Origin of the sequence: Simiaoa sp., from assembly GCF_051972595.1 — a bacterium.
Taxonomy (GTDB): Bacteria; Bacillota; Clostridia; order Lachnospirales; family Lachnospiraceae; genus Acetatifactor; species Acetatifactor hominis.
Genome location: NZ_JBOKRY010000015.1, coordinates 1 through 14,740, shown reverse-complemented (window position 1 = coordinate 14,740; position 14,740 = coordinate 1). Strand labels below are relative to the sequence as shown.

Genomic DNA, 14,740 nt, shown 5'->3' with positions numbered 1-14,740 from the left:
GTTATTTATACTTGGTTGTAATTATCATGATGTCGGGGTTAAAAACCCCGACTTTGATGCCTACGAATTGTTTATACTTTACTGTGCATCCACAGGAGTCTTGGTGCGGTCTGCATTGTATACATAGAAGCCCTTGCCGGTCTTCACACCAAGGTTACCGCCACGTACCATCTTACGGATCAGAGGACATGCACGATACTTGCTGTCACCGGTCTCTTTGTAGAGAACATCCATGATAGCAAGGCAGATATCCAGACCTACGAAATCACCCAGCTCCAGGGGTCCCATGGGATGATTAGCACCCAGCTTCATAGCAGCATCAATACCTGCGATATCGGATACACCTTCCATCTTGATGAAAGCTGCTTCGTTGATCATAGGGATCAGGATACGGTTAACCACAAAACCTGCTGCCTCGTTCACCTGTACGGGAGTCTTGCCGATCTCTTCAGCGATCTTCTTGATGGTATCCACGGTCTCTGCGGGAGTATTCACACCTGCAATTACCTCTACCAGCTTCATGCGGTCTGCGGGATTGAAGAAGTGCATACCGATCATAGGACGGGTCAGTCCATTGCCGATCTCGGTAATGGAAAGGCTGGATGTGTTGGAAGCGAATACACACTCAGGCTTGCAGATCTTGTCCAGCTCACCGAAGGTGGTCTTCTTAACTTCCATATTCTCGAATGCAGCTTCTACGATCAGATCGCAGTCTGCACACAGGTCTTCCTTCAGACCCGGAGTGATCTTAGCTACGATAGCGTCAACTGCTTCCTGAGTCATTTTTCCTTTTTCTACCAGTCTTGCATAGCCTTTAACGATCTTTGCTTTGCCGCCTTCAGCCCATTCCTGCTTGATATCGCAGAGAGCTACTTCAAATCCGTCTACCTGGGCAAATGCCTTTGCAATGCCCTGTCCCATGGTACCTGCACCGATAATACCTACTTTCATGGTAAATCCTCCTGTTTTCTATACATTCTATCATTATTTGAAAAACTATTATAACTATTTATTCTGGAAAGGCTCTTTTACTTTTTCCTTGTTCTTGTCAAGGAAGAAAGCCATGCCATACTTCTGATCTTCTGTCTCGAAGCAGTCTCCGAACAGCTTCTCTTCAATGACTACTGCCTGATCCATATCTGCATCCAGGCCATCATTAATAGCCTTCTTGCAGTTGCGTACAGCGATAGGAGCGTTCTTGGCGATGGTTGCTGCCATCTTCTGTGCTGCTGCCAGCATTACTTCCTGTGCGCTCTTTACTACGTTGCCGTCAGCATCTACCTCGGCGCTGTATACTTCATTTACCAGACCGATTCTGTAAGCGTCTGCTGCCTTGATATTTCGTGCAGTGTAGATCATCTGCTTTGCCATGCCTGCACCTACCAGACGAGCCAGTCTCTGGGTTCCACCGAAGCCGGGAGTGATTCCCAGTCCTGCTTCGGGCTGTCCGAATACTGCGTTATCGGAACAGATTCTGATGTCACAGCTCATGGAGATCTCACAACCACCACCCAGAGCGAAGCCGTTGACAGCTGCGATCACGGGAATGGGGAAAGTCTCGATCTTGCGGAACACATCGTTACCCTTCTTGCCGAATGCTTCGCCTTCAGCCTTGGTCAGGCTGCTCATCTCTCCGATATCTGCGCCTGCCACGAAGGACTTGGCACCTGCACCGGTGATCACCAGGCAGCGAACCGTTGCCAGATCTACTGCATCCAATGTAGCGTTCAGTTCATCCAACACCTGTGAATTCAGCGCGTTCAGCGCTTTCTCACGGTTAATGGTGATGGTTGCCACATTTCCATTCTGCTCATACAAAATGTAATCCATGTTTTTACCTCATTTCACATTTCTATTCGTGTTTTCAAAACCACACTAAGGCGATAGAGATTCTACCGCCCCAGCGAATATTTATAAAATTAATCCTCGATCTTAACGATGGTGGAGCAGCCCATGCCACCGCCGATGCACAGAGTAGCCAGACCGGTCTTGGCACCTCTTGCCTGCATCTCATGCAGCAGAGTTACCAGGATACGGCATCCGGAAGCTCCTACGGGATGACCCAGTGCAATAGCACCGCCGTTGGGGTTCAGCTGCTTATCTACATCAATACCCAGTTCCTTACCAACTGCTACGGACTGAGCTGCGAATGCTTCGTTAGCCTCGATGATATCGAAGTCTTCGATCTTCATACCGGTCTTAGCCATTACCTTCTTGGTAGAAGCCACAGGACCGATACCCATAACCTCAGGACGAACGCCTGCAAGAGCACCTGCTACGAAAGTAGCCATAGGCTTAACACCGAGCTCCTTAGCCTTCTCCTCGCTCATTACAACGACAGCTGCTGCACCATCGTTGATACCGGAAGCGTTACCTGCGGTAACGAATCCGCCGGGATTGATGGCACGAAGCTTAGCCAGACCTTCGATGGTAGAACCGTGACGAGGGCCTTCATCTGTATCGAAGATGATGGTCTCTTTCTTCTTCTTAACTTCCACGGGAACGATCTCTGCCTTGAAAGCACCGTTCTTCTGAGCTTCTTCTGCCTTTAACTGGCTCTTTAATGCGAACTCATCGAGTTCTTCACGGGTAAGTCCCCACTCTTCGCAGATATTGTCTGCGGTCTTAATCATATGATAATCATTGAAAGCGTCCCAAAGTGCATCTTTGATCATGGTATCTACCATGGTTGCGTTACCCATACGATAACCGTAACGTCCCTGAGGGATTGCGTAAGGAGCCATAGACATGTTCTCCATACCACCTGCTACTACGATGTCAGCGTCGCCTGCCATGATCATCTGTGCAGCCTGGTTCACACAATTCAGACCGGAACCACATACCACGTTCATGGTAACTGCGGGAACTTCAATGGGAAGTCCTGCCTTGATAGCAGCCTGACGTGCTACGTTCTGTCCCTGACCTGCCTGGATAACGCATCCCATATATACCTGGTCAACTGCTTCGGGAGCAACGCCTGCTCTCTTCAGAGCCTCCTTGATCACGATAGCGCCCAGCTCCGGTGCAGGAGTTGTGCTTAAGGTTCCGCCCATAGTACCGATCGCGGTACGGCAAGCGCCTGCTAATACAACTTTCTTTGCCATTTGTTTGTCCTCCATTTTTTTGTTTTGTTTGGTTTGCTTTCTGAAATGTTTTTAGATTGTTATTTTTTTATCATTTCACTATTCCTATTTTAACATAGCGAAATCTGTTTTGCAACGATTTTGTCAAAAAAATAACAAAATAACTGATGCAATTTTAAACAGCCTGCCGTAAGTCCGGCAGGCTGTCTGTCATTGCTTATTTAATTGTACCTTTTTACGCTGTTTTACAGCTTATACTTCCGGCTCGATCAGTCCATAGGTGTCGCCTTTTCTCTTATAAACTACGTTCACCTGATCAGTCTCTGCATTACAGAATACGAAGAAGCTGTGTCCCAACAGTTCCATCTGGATGCAGGCATCCTCAGGATACATAGGCTTGATGTCAAACTTCTTGGTACGAACGATCTTGATTTCCTCATCATCCGTATAGTCATTCTCTACATAGGCTTTGCTGAAGGAAGCAACCGCCTGCTGTTTGTCAACGATCTTGTTCTTATATTTTTTCAGCTGTCTCTCAATGATCTCTTCTACCAGATCAATAGATACATACATATCGTTGCTTACCTGCTCCGAACGGATAATGCTTCCCTTAACCGGAATGGTTACTTCAATTTTCTGACGATCCTTTTCAACGCTTAATGTTACATGTACTTCTGTATCGGGATTGAAATACTTGTCCAGCTTGCCGATCTTTTCCTCCACTGCTGCTCTTAATCCTGGTGTAACTTCGATGTTTCTGCCAACAATAATAAACTTCATGCTGATCATCCCTTCCAAGTATTTATTTACAAAGATCACAGTAGCAACCCTTGCATTTATTGTATAGTCATTATAGCATAATAGTACAACGTTTTGCAACAATTTGAAGAGTTTTTTACTTGTTTTTGACATCCTGTATGTCAACTTTAAAATCGACAAATCGCGTCATTTTCCGATTTTTATTACATCTTCACAAAACATTCGTTCCTATTTTTTCGTAAATTCCTTGCTTCGGGAATGTGATTTTTCCTGTGGATAATGTGTATAACTTGGTGTATAAGTAACTTTTATCCTATTTTAGGGCTTTTCCCTTGTGGATAACTTTCTATGTATTTTTGCTGTTATTTTGTCGTTATTACGTTTCCGCTTGTTTTTTTGTATACTTTGTATAGTTTTGTTTTGTCAATCCCTTTTTCGTCGCATAATAATATTTTGACAAATTGCACAATTCATTGTACAACTCCATACCTTTTCACCCGTCAGAGCTGGCCCTGGCGCACAAACCATAAAAGGCACTGTGTATTTTCACACAGTGCCTTTTATGGTTATATCATTAGATTAGAAGATTCTCCGAACTGCCAGTACCTTCTTGTAATCAGCATTAGAAACGATGATACCGGTCTTGGCGGTAGATGCATGAACGATCTGACCGTTACCGATATACAGCGCCACATGACCGGAGTAACAGATCAGGTCTCCTGCCTGTGCATTAGCCAGTCCATCAACTGCTGCACCCTGGCTGCGGTCTGCGGAAGAGGAATGAGGAAGGCTTACACCGAAGTTCGCATATACACTCATTACAAATCCGGAACAATCGGTACCGTTTGTCAGGCTGGATCCGCCATATACGTAAGGATTACCAACGAACTGCAATGCGTAGTCGGCAACTGCAGTACCCATCTCGCTGTCTCCGCTGGCTGCATAAGTAACTGCGGGGGCACTAGCCGAAGAACTCTTACTGCTTCCCGCTGCCTTCGCTGCAGCTGCGGCACGGGCTTTTTCTCTCTCTTGCTTCTCCTTAGCCAGACGCTTTGCTTCTTCCTCCTTGGATTCTGCTTCAACGAACTCTGTATGAAGAGAAACAAATTCTGTGGAGACCCATCCGAGGCCTTCCTCGGTATCTACCTGTACCCAGCCATCGGTCTCATCGGATACTACCAGGTCATCCTCTAAGGGAACCAGTCCTAATACAGAAGCCTCTAAGGAAGGTTCGGTACGTACTTTTAAGGTTGTGGTGTTAACAGTTGCCAGTCTTGTACCTACCTTTTTGGCAAGCTCTACTGCTTCATCGCCGGTCACACAGTACTCGGCCTTTACATAACCGGTTACGGAACCGGAAGATATCTGATACCAGCCGTTCTCTTCGGAGATGAAGAGACCTACGGAATCGTCATACAGCTTACCGACGATCTCGCCCTGCTCACTGGGCATGCTTCTTACATTTACATAATCATTTACCTGTGCAATGACCAGATTCTTAAAAGATTCTTCCTCGGATGCTTCCGGGGTGGTGTCCATCTGATCATCACGGAGTACGGTTTCAATAATACTTTCAATCTGTTTGGTATTGTTCGTACCTGCGGACAGACTCTCTAACTTATTCCCCTTTGCCAGAGTCAGTTCAATACCACCGCTGGGAAGTACCGATGAAGACGCTGCTGCATCTGCGGTGATATTCATTCCGGAAAAAGCCATAACCGCTGCCATGGTGCACACGGTAATTTTTACAGATTTATGAGCCATTCTATCCTCCTGAAACTCTTGGAGCTATCTTGTTTTCTTAACTTACTGCTTTACATTTTCAAATGATTTGTTACGAATTTGTTACATCTGTTAACAAATATATCACGCAGCCTTCCATTTGTCAATATAGTAAATTAATTGTCAACATTTCCAAAAATCCCCATTTCATGCGGGTTTGCAGAATTTTCACGTAAAAAGAGCCACCACATGGGTGACTCTTTTCTTTAATTATTTTTCGATTTTCTTTCAAATTTCTTAATGAATCTATTACTAATCTATGACTGTTTACGAAAACGGTTGCAATAGTTCCCGGCGCTGACCGCGGCATTAGCACCGTCCGCCACAGCCGTTACGACCTGGCGCAGAGGTTTCCTGCGGATGTCACCCGCCACATAGATACCTGCTCTGTCAGTCTCTCCGGTCTCACCTGCCGGAATATAACCATCCTCACCGACTGTCACCAGGCTCTGCAGTAATTCCGTGTTGGGATGGATACCAACGGCGATGAAGATTCCCGCTGCTTCCAGATTCTTCTCTTCTTCCGTCTTCACGTTTTTAATACGCAGCTTTTCCACCATATCCTCACCGCAGATCTCCGTGACCACATGGTCATAAAGGATCTCCACGTTGGGAAGGCTCTTTAATTCCTCCTGCAATATCATGGCCCCCCGCAGACTGTCTCTTCTGTGGATCAGATACACCTTTTCACAGGTTCTCGCCAGGTAGATGGCATCCTCCAGCGCCACGTCTCCGCCGCCGACCACAGCCACCGTTCTGCCCCGGAAAAAGGCTCCGTCGCAGGTAGCGCAGTAGGACACACCCATGCCGTTTAATTCTTCCTCACCGGGCACACCAAGCTTCGCATGCTCCGCACCGGTGGCAAAAATCACCGTACGGGTCTCCAGTTCCTGATCTCCCGCGTAGACGCATTTGTAATCGCCACGTTCTTCCACACTGTGCACCGTGGCTTCTAAAAATTCCGCTCCCAGCTTCTCTGCATGCTGTCTGAAAGTCATCCCCATATCGAAGCCACTGATCCCGGGAAGTCCGAGATAGTTATCCACTTCATAGGTATTGAGAATCTGTCCGCCGCTCATGGGCTTTTCTTCTATAATAAGTAGGTTCAGCCCTGCACGCTTTCCGTAGACTGCTGCGGACAGCCCCGCGGGACCGGAACCGATAATGATCAAATCGTACATAATTTTCTCTCCTTTTGTCCAGTGTAGCAGTTCCCCTATGGAAAAGCAAGTCCATCTGTGCTACACTCGTTTTACAGGTTTTTTGCATTCGGCACTGTTTTATCTCCAAAGGTTGCCGTAGAATTCAGAAAGGATACTTTACATGAATACAATAAAGAACACACCGCTTGCTCTTGTCACCGGTGCCTCCCGCGGTATCGGCAGAGCCATTGCGGAAACTCTGGCAGGTGCCGGGTACGACCTGATCCTCACCTGCAGTCACACACTCGAAAGGCTTCAGGACGTAGCTGCCTCTTTAGAAGAAAAATACGGCGTCCACTGTACTGCTTTGGCAGCGGATGCAGCGGATCCCTCTGCGATTGAAAAAATATTTGCTTCCCTGGATCATCTGGATGTTTTAGTCAATAATGCCGGAATCTCCTACATCGGCCTGCTCACAGATATGAGTATCGAAGAATGGCAGAGTGTCATAAATACGAATCTCAGCTCCTGTTTCTATACCAGTCGTCTGGCAATTCCTCTGATGCTGCAAAAGCACAGTGGACGTATCATCAATATTTCCTCCGTCTGGGGAAACGTCGGAGCTTCCATGGAAGTTGCTTATTCCGCTTCCAAGGGCGGTGTAAACAGTTTCACCAAAGCTCTGGCAAAGGAACTGGCGCCCAGCAATATCCAGGTCAACGCCATCTCCTGTGGGGTTATTGACACTGCCATGAATCATTGCTTCTCCCCGGAGGAAATGGACGCTCTCCGGGAAGAGATCCCCGCAGACCGTCTGGGACAGCCTGAGGAAGTGGGACAGCTTGTCCTCCAGCTGATCCAGGCTCCGGCCTATCTCACCGGTCAGATCCTCACCATCGACGGAGGCTGGCAATAATGCCAGCCTCCTAATATTCTTCTCTATATTTCTGCAAGATATTCTCTCATGCGCTTTCTGATATGCTCGAACTGTTTTCTCGTATAAGGATTTTTCGACTCAAAATTCATCAGCCGATCCAAGTACCCCTGTCTTTTCACAATACGGCAGCTCTCGGGATAGACCAGCTCGTACACCAGGGAAATATGTCCCACCACATTATCCACCGCTGTTTTCTTCAGGGAACGCAGTACAGCGTGCTCCTCATCAAAGCTCTGCAACACTTCCGGCGTCACTTCCCCCTGATATAATACCTCGGTGTCCACATTGTAGATCTCCTCCAGCGGGAATTCTACATTGACCTTCAAGATATCGATCTTATCCGCATCCCGTAAAATATGGCAGAACATAGCCGTCCGTTCCTCCAGTCCCTCCGGAATCCGGTAGGCGCTGTGATAAAATACCGCTGTCCACAGAAGTTCATCGCAGGAAGCATCTTCCACGAAATCCCGGATACTGATTCCGGCGTCTGCCTGAACTTCCTCGGGCAGGCTTTCTTCGCTTCCGGAAGCAAGTCCGTGTTTCTCTTCCCAGACCTTACCAAATAAAATTCTTGCTCCGTATTTCGCATGATCGATGGAATCCGCATCAGTAAAGGTTCCATATACCCGCTGCTGCTCAAACCGTCCCACATCATGGAGCAGTCCGGTCAGCCACGCAATATCCACCTCTTCCTCCGGAAGTTCAAGGGATCTGGCGATCTGTTGGCACAATCCGCAGACCCGGTAGGTGTGTTCTATTTTCAGGCGGATCATGTCCCGGCTACTGTCATAACGGTCCGTGTATTCCTGAAATGCTGCCAATGCTTTTTCTCTGTTGATCTTCATTGTTCGTTGCCTCATATCTTTTATATCATATTTTATGACTCATGACACGTTCGCCTTTTTTTAATCCATTCCTTCTTATCTGCAGGCTTCTGTCTCCGTCAGACTTTTTTCTCTGCCAGAGACAGATAGACCAGCTTGTATACCGCTACACAGATTACTGTAACTACCATCAGCAATCCCAGCTCCAATGCCCATGTAGGAATCGTGGAGGCACACACCACAGTCAGAAAGTCCACTGCAAAATGCAGTCCGAAGGCTGCTGCCAAATGCAGCTTTCTGCCTGTCTTCACCGCACTGTATACAAGAATCGACAACGCGATCTGCAGAGCGATCGCACTGATCCGCTCCACCGGTGCGAGATAGAACTGGTAAGCCGGTGTGGTCCAGAGAACAGAGAGCTGATGGTAGGTTACCTCCTGTTGTGCGGGCTCCAATGCCGTCATAGTCTTCTCCATCAGACCACCGTTGATCATGGCTGCGGTAAGGAGATTGCTCATAGAAGACATACCAAGAATCAGAAAAGCTTCAATGCCGCCATGTCCGGCGCCGTACATCAACGCATTTTCCCGGGTAAGATGTTTTTTCAGGCAGAATTTCATGGCGATCCACCGGCCACACTCCTCAAAAAGTGCTGCTGCCAGTCCACCGTAAATCGCATACAACCAGATATTATCCCGGATCACGCTTCCGGTCACCGTCAGCACGATGGCATGACAGATCTGCTCTAAGATCATGGCAAAGCCTACGAAAATTCCACAACCGATGAAGAACGCCGGCACCCATGCCTTTGTCTTCTTATAAATAAAGATACCTAAAAATATGGGTAAACCCACGGATAATAGCAGAGATATCACCATCCCCACCATGCTTGCACCACTTACGGTTCCCCAGACCATTGCTGTTTCCGTTATGCTCTCTACTGCCATATATTCTCCTATCCGGGCGCCGCGGGGCGCTCTGCGCACTTGTTATTTCACTGTCTGCTGCCGCTTATATTCACCGTTCCCTCTTGTAAGATTCTCCGAAAAAAAGTAAGAAAACCTTCCTCTACCGCCACCTGATCCACTGCCGCCTCAGGCAGATCATAGAAATATTTCCCGGTTTCGGGATCCAGGGAAATGCTGTCCAGCGGAAACCCCTCTCTGCGGATGCTGCTGTGAGGTACATCCGTCAGCCAGAATTTCTCACTTTCCATGTCAGGCTCCATCGCCTCATATACATGTTCCTCATCCTGCACATAGCAGATGGCGTTGCGGTATTTTGCCGTAAGCCTTCCATAGTGTCTGACCAGTCCGATATAGTGCTCCAGCATCTGCTCATCCGTCAGATACACACCATTCACCGTACGCACATGTACCCCGGGCTGGACCGCCTCCGGGACATCTTCAAAATACAACCCGGAATCACAGGAAAATACAGGCATACGAAAAGCTTCATAATAAGTATGCGCTTTCTGCCTGGCATTCTCCAGAGGCGTATTGCCTGTCTCCGGGACATCGGGGATCTCCACCCCCTGTGCCCGCAGATCCTGCAGACTGATCAATTCGATGCCAAGTCCGGCTATGCGGTTCTGCATGGCAGCTGCCTTTGCCGGATTGCCGGTACCGTATAACAGTTTCATAAGCAATGTCCTGCTTCCTTTCCGGTCAGATCAGCGCCGGTGTCTGTGCCAGAACAGAGATAATCGCGATCGCCGCCAAAATCACAACAACTACCACTACTGCAACAATGATCTTCTTTTTCATATATGATACCTGCTCTTTCTAATCCTTTTATGTTTTGCATCCCTTGAACTAATGATGACATATTTCAAGGACAATTTCAAGGATTATGAAAATATTCGAGATGACTCCGCTTTCTCAGCCGGCCAGGATTTTCTGAGTGCCGCATAGGAAACCAGGAAGTTGGCAAGCCAGCCGGCCGGCACGGCAAGCCAGACAAAGTCAATGCCAAAACGCGGTGCACAGATCAAAGCCACAGACAATCGGATCGCAAGGTTAACCATATTTGCAATGAGGAACGGCCGCATGATGCCGAGTCCTCGAAGAACTCCATCGGTTGCCATTTTAATTCCCATAAAGATAAAGAAGTATCCAAGCCATCTCATATAATCTTCGGACACCTGATAGGCCAGGGCTGTTCCGTCCTTTCCCAGAAACAGCGAGGAAATCTGCGTGTGCAGCGTTTCAATGACAAGGAAGGCAAGCGCCGCAAAACACACGTCCAACACCAATGCTGCATGATAACCTTTTTTGATACGCCCGTTTTTGCCTGCCCCAAGGTTCTGGGAAACATACGGCGAAACTGCATTACCGATGGACACGAATATCAGGGAAAAAACATTCTCCACCCGCATCGTCGCCGCATATCCTGCGAGAGCCTGTGTGCCGAAGGGATTTACCACTGCCTGTACGATCATCATACCGATCGACACGGTAGACTGCTGCAGAACCGAGGGCACTGCAATCCGAAGCATCGAGTGCAGCTTACGCCCGTCAAACCACTGAAACGGGCTTTGGTATCGCCGCATCCGGTAAAGAAAAATCAAAAGTGAAAAAACAGCGGAAATACCCTGGGCAATCAGAGTTGCAAGCGCTGCACCGAATACACCAAGCCCCAGACCGGCTACCATCCAAAGATCCATCACAATATTCAGGAGCGATGAAAAGATCAGCAGCCCCAGCGGAATTTTTGATTCACCGATGGAAGTGAACATGGTGGAGAGAATATTGTACATGAACAAAAACGGAAAGCCCACAAAATAGACCCGCAAGTACAGTACCGCTTCGTCCAAAATATCGGCAGGGGTCTGTAAAGCGCTCATCATCGCATGGGAAAAGCAAAAGCCAAAGATACCAAGGAGGATACTCAGAAGTAAAAAGCTGATCAGCGACGTAGACACAATGGTTTTCATTTTGCCATACTCTTTGGCGCCGAAATAGCGGCTCACAAGCACACCAGCACCGACACCGGCACCCAGTGCCACACAAATGAAGACATTCGTCAGGGCTGCACAGGCACCCACCGCTGCCAGTGCAGAAGAACCCACAAACTGACCGACGATAATGGAGTCAGCCATATTGTATACCTGCTGAAAAAAGCTGCCGAGAATCATCGGCATTGCAAAAACCGTCAGCGCTTTCAGCGATGCATCAGTAATCAAATACTCATCCTTTGACATGATCCTATTCCTCCACAGTTTCTTCAGCATTTCTTCCACGGCTTCTTCAACACGTTCATCTGCATCTTCTGGAAGTTGGATGGCATCCAGCTTTCGCGTGAAAAGTTCAATCATCGCAGGATACTGATTTGTAATTGGGTGACTAAACCGATAAAACTGCGGCACACCTTCTTTCTTTATATGCAGCAATTCCATTTCTTCAAGCTGTTTCGATGCCCTCGATATAGAAGTGGGTGTCAGTTCCAAGTCTTTCGCAGCTTGACTTGTTGATAATTCTTGTTCGCCTCCAATCTTAACTCTTTTTGAGTTAAGATACAATATTTGAGTTAAGAACAGTTGAAAATCAACATTATCAAATATTTTTTTTTACGAAAAAAAGCCCGATGCAACATGAGCATTACACCCACACTGCACCGGATATTCCATCATCAACTTTCATATGCCCTTCTTTTTCTCCGTACCAGCAGGCGACCTTTGCATCGGGCTGTACCGGACCTTCATGCAGAAATCACAGCGGTCATTTCCACGCCCCAGCGTCATGCTTCTCTCCCAGATCAGCTTCGGATGCAACCCGGTATAGCTGATGTCATCACTGTCGCAAAAGCAGCGGCACAGCTCCGGGCAGCCATATTCTGTGCAGGTGTCGTGATAGGGACATATCGAAAGCGGTGTTCAGTTCCTTTACCTGCGCGGGAAAGCGCAGTGCCGCAGTTTCCCGGAAATCACGGAAAAATAGGTTTCCTTCCTCTTCATCGTCCGTTACCCTTTCTTTTTGTATCCGCAGTCGCAGTAGGGCCCGCCGGAGGCAAGGGTGTACTGCCGCACAAAATTTGTCACGCCGCCCGCTTCGCTCATGGTGTAGTCCAGACGGCACAAAGCAGGGGTCAGGTCGTACAGCCCCAGCTCCTTCATCAGCACACAGATGCCGCACTTGGTAAAGCGTCCCTCGTAGCCGCTGCCATCCGGGTATTCGTAAAACTCCATGTTCCACGAATAGGGATTGCGGTCGGCGGCTTTCAGAGCGGCAGTGGCTTTCATGGCAGCGATATCCTTTGCGGTGAACTTGCTTTTTCCGCTCTTACGGCAGAACCACTGCATGGGCGCTGTCATCATCGCCTTTGCGTAGTAATCCGTCAGGCAGTCTACCGCCGGGCGCTGCGGCATGGAGAGAATGAACGCGCCGAGCATTGCGCAGTTGACGATGTTCATCTTGAAGCGGTCCGCTTTTTCAAACTCCGGCAGGTCTGCAATGATTGCTTTGTACTTCGGCTTTGCTTTTTTCGTGATCGCTTGTGCCGCATCGGCATCATAGCCGAACACCGCCGTCAACTGCCTTTTGAATGAGCCCGCAAACAACACCCACATTCCCATTGGCATACCCATGTATTTCATTGCACTGCCTCCTTACATTCTCCGCATTTTGCCTTCTCCTGCAGCAACACCAGCCCCAATACCAAAACCAGCAGGTGTCCGGCGGATTCCGTGCCGTGATCGATCTGATCCAGCGGCCACGGCAGAAGCGTGAAGAGATTTCCCACAATCCCCGTAAAAACGATGGGGTTGCAGAAGGATGCCAATATCCGCTGTGCTGTGTTTTTCAGCGGGAGCATCCTTTTCCAGATCATAACGAGCATCACGACGGAAAGAAGTACATCACACAGGATATATGCTGCCAGCAGCGGCGCGGCGTTGCAGTAAAACACCTTGTTGGCAATTTCAGCTGCCGCCTGCATATCGCCGTATTTCTCAAAGGTAAACTTGAAGATCAGCGCCACATTCATGAACATAGCATGAACATAGCCCCAGCAGACCGTGCCGGTGAGATAGGCGATTTGAAACAGCTTGACCCATTTCTGCTGCTTCGGTTGGGTGAGGCGTTGCTTCAAAAGCTTCCACAACTGGTGAAAACCGATGTAATAGAGTGCCGTTCCGAGAACACCGCAGATGATGCTGACCACCATGCGCCATGTTGCCATATCAAGATAGGCGACCTTGACCATCAGCCCAATGGATTCTGTGCTTTGGCTTTTCCCGGTCGCCGCAAATAAAAAGTCGCCGATCACATATAAAAGGCATCCAATCATACCTGCGATGAGTGCTCGTTTTTCTTTGCTCATTTTCATTGCTTGCCTCCAAATCCGATCTTCACGATCTGCATTTTCATCATGCCGTCACCGACCCTTGCGTGAAAAAACAAAACAGCGGGAGCATTCCGATTTCCCAATGTCTTAAACTTCATTGTCTTTCCTTTCCTCAGTGAATAAAAGCCGTCATAAGGACCGCCAACACCGCTGCTATACCTGCCATACCCACCGTGCCGAAAAGCCACTTTTTCTGCTTGTCTTTTGCAGTAATATAGGGCTTCAGATCTTCTGTTCCGGGAATCGTCCATGCGTTCGTGTGCCCCACCCAGTAGCCATCGATCAAAAAGCGGTCAATGAGATTCATAACGGACAAGATGACAAGCAGCTGCCAGAAGCCCGCCGCAAAGCCTTTCGCACCGTTTATCCCATAGACACAGACCAGCACATAACCAATATAGCCGGGAATGCAAACAGCTTTGAAAAGTTGAGAATTGCGCTTGATTTTCTCGTGTGTCGTAAGTCCCAGCTTCACGCACCGCTGCTGCACTGCCGGGCTGTAGAGATGCACCATCCCAACAGCCCCCTTGCGGATGCCCACAGCACAGACAAGAGCCAGCAAAGCCCCCAACCCAAGACCTTCCAGAATCACCTGTAAAAGCATTACTTATTCCTCCTGTATCCGTTTTCATCCCGGTATTCGGGATGTTCCTTTACGTATGGATCCTTATCGCCGCAGATGGTATAGTCGCATCGGCAGCCGTCCACGCAGGTGGTCGTCCGCACGAGCTTTGCATGGAGCAGTTCCATGGACGCATAGTCCACATTGCACAGGGCGGGCATAATGTCCGCAAATCCGAACCGCTTAGCAAATTCCGCCGCCGGACACGCCGTAAATTCATAATAGATGGGCTTGCTGTTTTCGTAAGG

Annotated in this window: 16 protein-coding genes; 1 reads left to right on the top strand and 15 read right to left on the bottom strand. The window is 48.4% G+C overall.

The annotated features are described in order from the left end of the window. Positions 1–78: 78 nt before the first annotated feature. From ACTRDR_RS07330 to trxB, 6 genes are all read right to left on the bottom strand, one after another. Positions 79–951, bottom strand: coding sequence for a 3-hydroxyacyl-CoA dehydrogenase family protein (locus tag ACTRDR_RS07330; RefSeq protein WP_440526691.1), 873 nt, complete (start codon positions 949–951; stop codon positions 79–81). Between the two features lie 54 nt (positions 952–1,005). After that, the gene (locus ACTRDR_RS07325; RefSeq protein WP_440526690.1) at positions 1,006–1,830 is read right to left on the bottom strand and encodes an enoyl-CoA hydratase-related protein; all 825 of its coding nucleotides are present in this window, start codon (positions 1,828–1,830) and stop codon (positions 1,006–1,008) included. 89 nt (positions 1,831–1,919) lie between these two features. Further along, the gene (locus ACTRDR_RS07320; RefSeq protein ID WP_440526689.1) at positions 1,920–3,104 is read right to left on the bottom strand and encodes an acetyl-CoA C-acetyltransferase; all 1,185 of its coding nucleotides are present in this window, start codon (positions 3,102–3,104) and stop codon (positions 1,920–1,922) included. Positions 3,105–3,335: 231 nt separating this feature from the next. Next, positions 3,336–3,863, bottom strand: a complete 528-nt coding sequence (gene hpf, locus ACTRDR_RS07315; protein ID WP_176864175.1) for a ribosome hibernation-promoting factor, HPF/YfiA family — start codon at positions 3,861–3,863, stop codon at positions 3,336–3,338. Positions 3,864–4,421: 558 nt separating this feature from the next. Beyond that, positions 4,422–5,606 carry an SH3 domain-containing protein gene (locus tag ACTRDR_RS07310; RefSeq protein WP_176864173.1) on the bottom strand — a complete coding sequence of 395 codons (1,185 nt, stop codon included), beginning with the start codon at positions 5,604–5,606 and terminating at the stop codon, positions 4,422–4,424. A gap of 275 nt (positions 5,607–5,881) precedes the next feature. Then, positions 5,882–6,805, bottom strand: a complete 924-nt coding sequence (gene trxB / locus ACTRDR_RS07305; protein ID WP_440526688.1) for a thioredoxin-disulfide reductase — start codon at positions 6,803–6,805, stop codon at positions 5,882–5,884. Between the two features lie 142 nt (positions 6,806–6,947). Here trxB and ymfI point away from each other — a divergent pair, with 142 nt between their 5' ends. After that, positions 6,948–7,682: an elongation factor P 5-aminopentanone reductase gene (ymfI, locus tag ACTRDR_RS07300; RefSeq protein WP_440526687.1), complete on the top strand. Its 735-nt coding sequence runs from the start codon at positions 6,948–6,950 to the stop codon at positions 7,680–7,682. 23 nt (positions 7,683–7,705) lie between these two features. Here ymfI and ACTRDR_RS07295 read toward each other — a convergent pair whose 3' ends face one another. The 9 genes from ACTRDR_RS07295 to ACTRDR_RS07255 all read right to left on the bottom strand — a co-directional run. After that, entirely contained in the window at positions 7,706–8,548 is an 843-nt protein-coding gene (locus tag ACTRDR_RS07295) for an HD domain-containing protein (RefSeq protein ID WP_440526686.1), read from the bottom strand. 98 nt (positions 8,549–8,646) lie between these two features. Continuing rightward, positions 8,647–9,474, bottom strand: a complete 828-nt coding sequence (locus ACTRDR_RS07290) for a YhfC family intramembrane metalloprotease (protein WP_440526685.1) — start codon at positions 9,472–9,474, stop codon at positions 8,647–8,649. A 47-nt stretch (positions 9,475–9,521) separates the two neighbouring features. After that, on the bottom strand, positions 9,522–10,169 hold the full coding sequence (locus ACTRDR_RS07285) for a non-canonical purine NTP pyrophosphatase (RefSeq protein ID WP_440526684.1): 648 nt from the start codon (positions 10,167–10,169) through the stop codon (positions 9,522–9,524). 207 nt (positions 10,170–10,376) lie between these two features. Further along, a complete protein-coding gene (locus tag ACTRDR_RS07280) occupies positions 10,377–11,729 on the bottom strand; it encodes an MATE family efflux transporter (protein ID WP_440526729.1) in 1,353 nt (450 codons plus the stop codon). A 435-nt stretch (positions 11,730–12,164) separates the two neighbouring features. Further along, positions 12,165–12,389: an L-2-amino-thiazoline-4-carboxylic acid hydrolase gene (locus ACTRDR_RS07275; RefSeq protein WP_440526728.1), complete on the bottom strand. Its 225-nt coding sequence runs from the start codon at positions 12,387–12,389 to the stop codon at positions 12,165–12,167. A gap of 99 nt (positions 12,390–12,488) precedes the next feature. Further along, positions 12,489–13,121, bottom strand: coding sequence for an L-2-amino-thiazoline-4-carboxylic acid hydrolase (locus ACTRDR_RS07270; RefSeq protein ID WP_440526683.1), 633 nt, complete (start codon positions 13,119–13,121; stop codon positions 12,489–12,491). Further along, positions 13,118–13,852 (bottom strand): DUF6796 family protein, encoded by a 735-nt coding sequence (locus ACTRDR_RS07265; RefSeq protein ID WP_440526682.1) that lies wholly within the window; start codon positions 13,850–13,852, stop codon positions 13,118–13,120. Before ACTRDR_RS07265 ends, ACTRDR_RS07270 begins: the two co-directional genes overlap by 4 nt. Before the next feature lie 130 nt (positions 13,853–13,982). Further along, positions 13,983–14,474, bottom strand: coding sequence for a hypothetical protein (locus ACTRDR_RS07260; RefSeq protein WP_118504823.1), 492 nt, complete (start codon positions 14,472–14,474; stop codon positions 13,983–13,985). Beyond that, positions 14,474–14,740 (bottom strand): L-2-amino-thiazoline-4-carboxylic acid hydrolase (locus ACTRDR_RS07255; protein WP_440526681.1); only part of this gene is annotated, 267 nt, incomplete at its 5' end. The genes ACTRDR_RS07260 and ACTRDR_RS07255, both read right to left, overlap by 1 nt.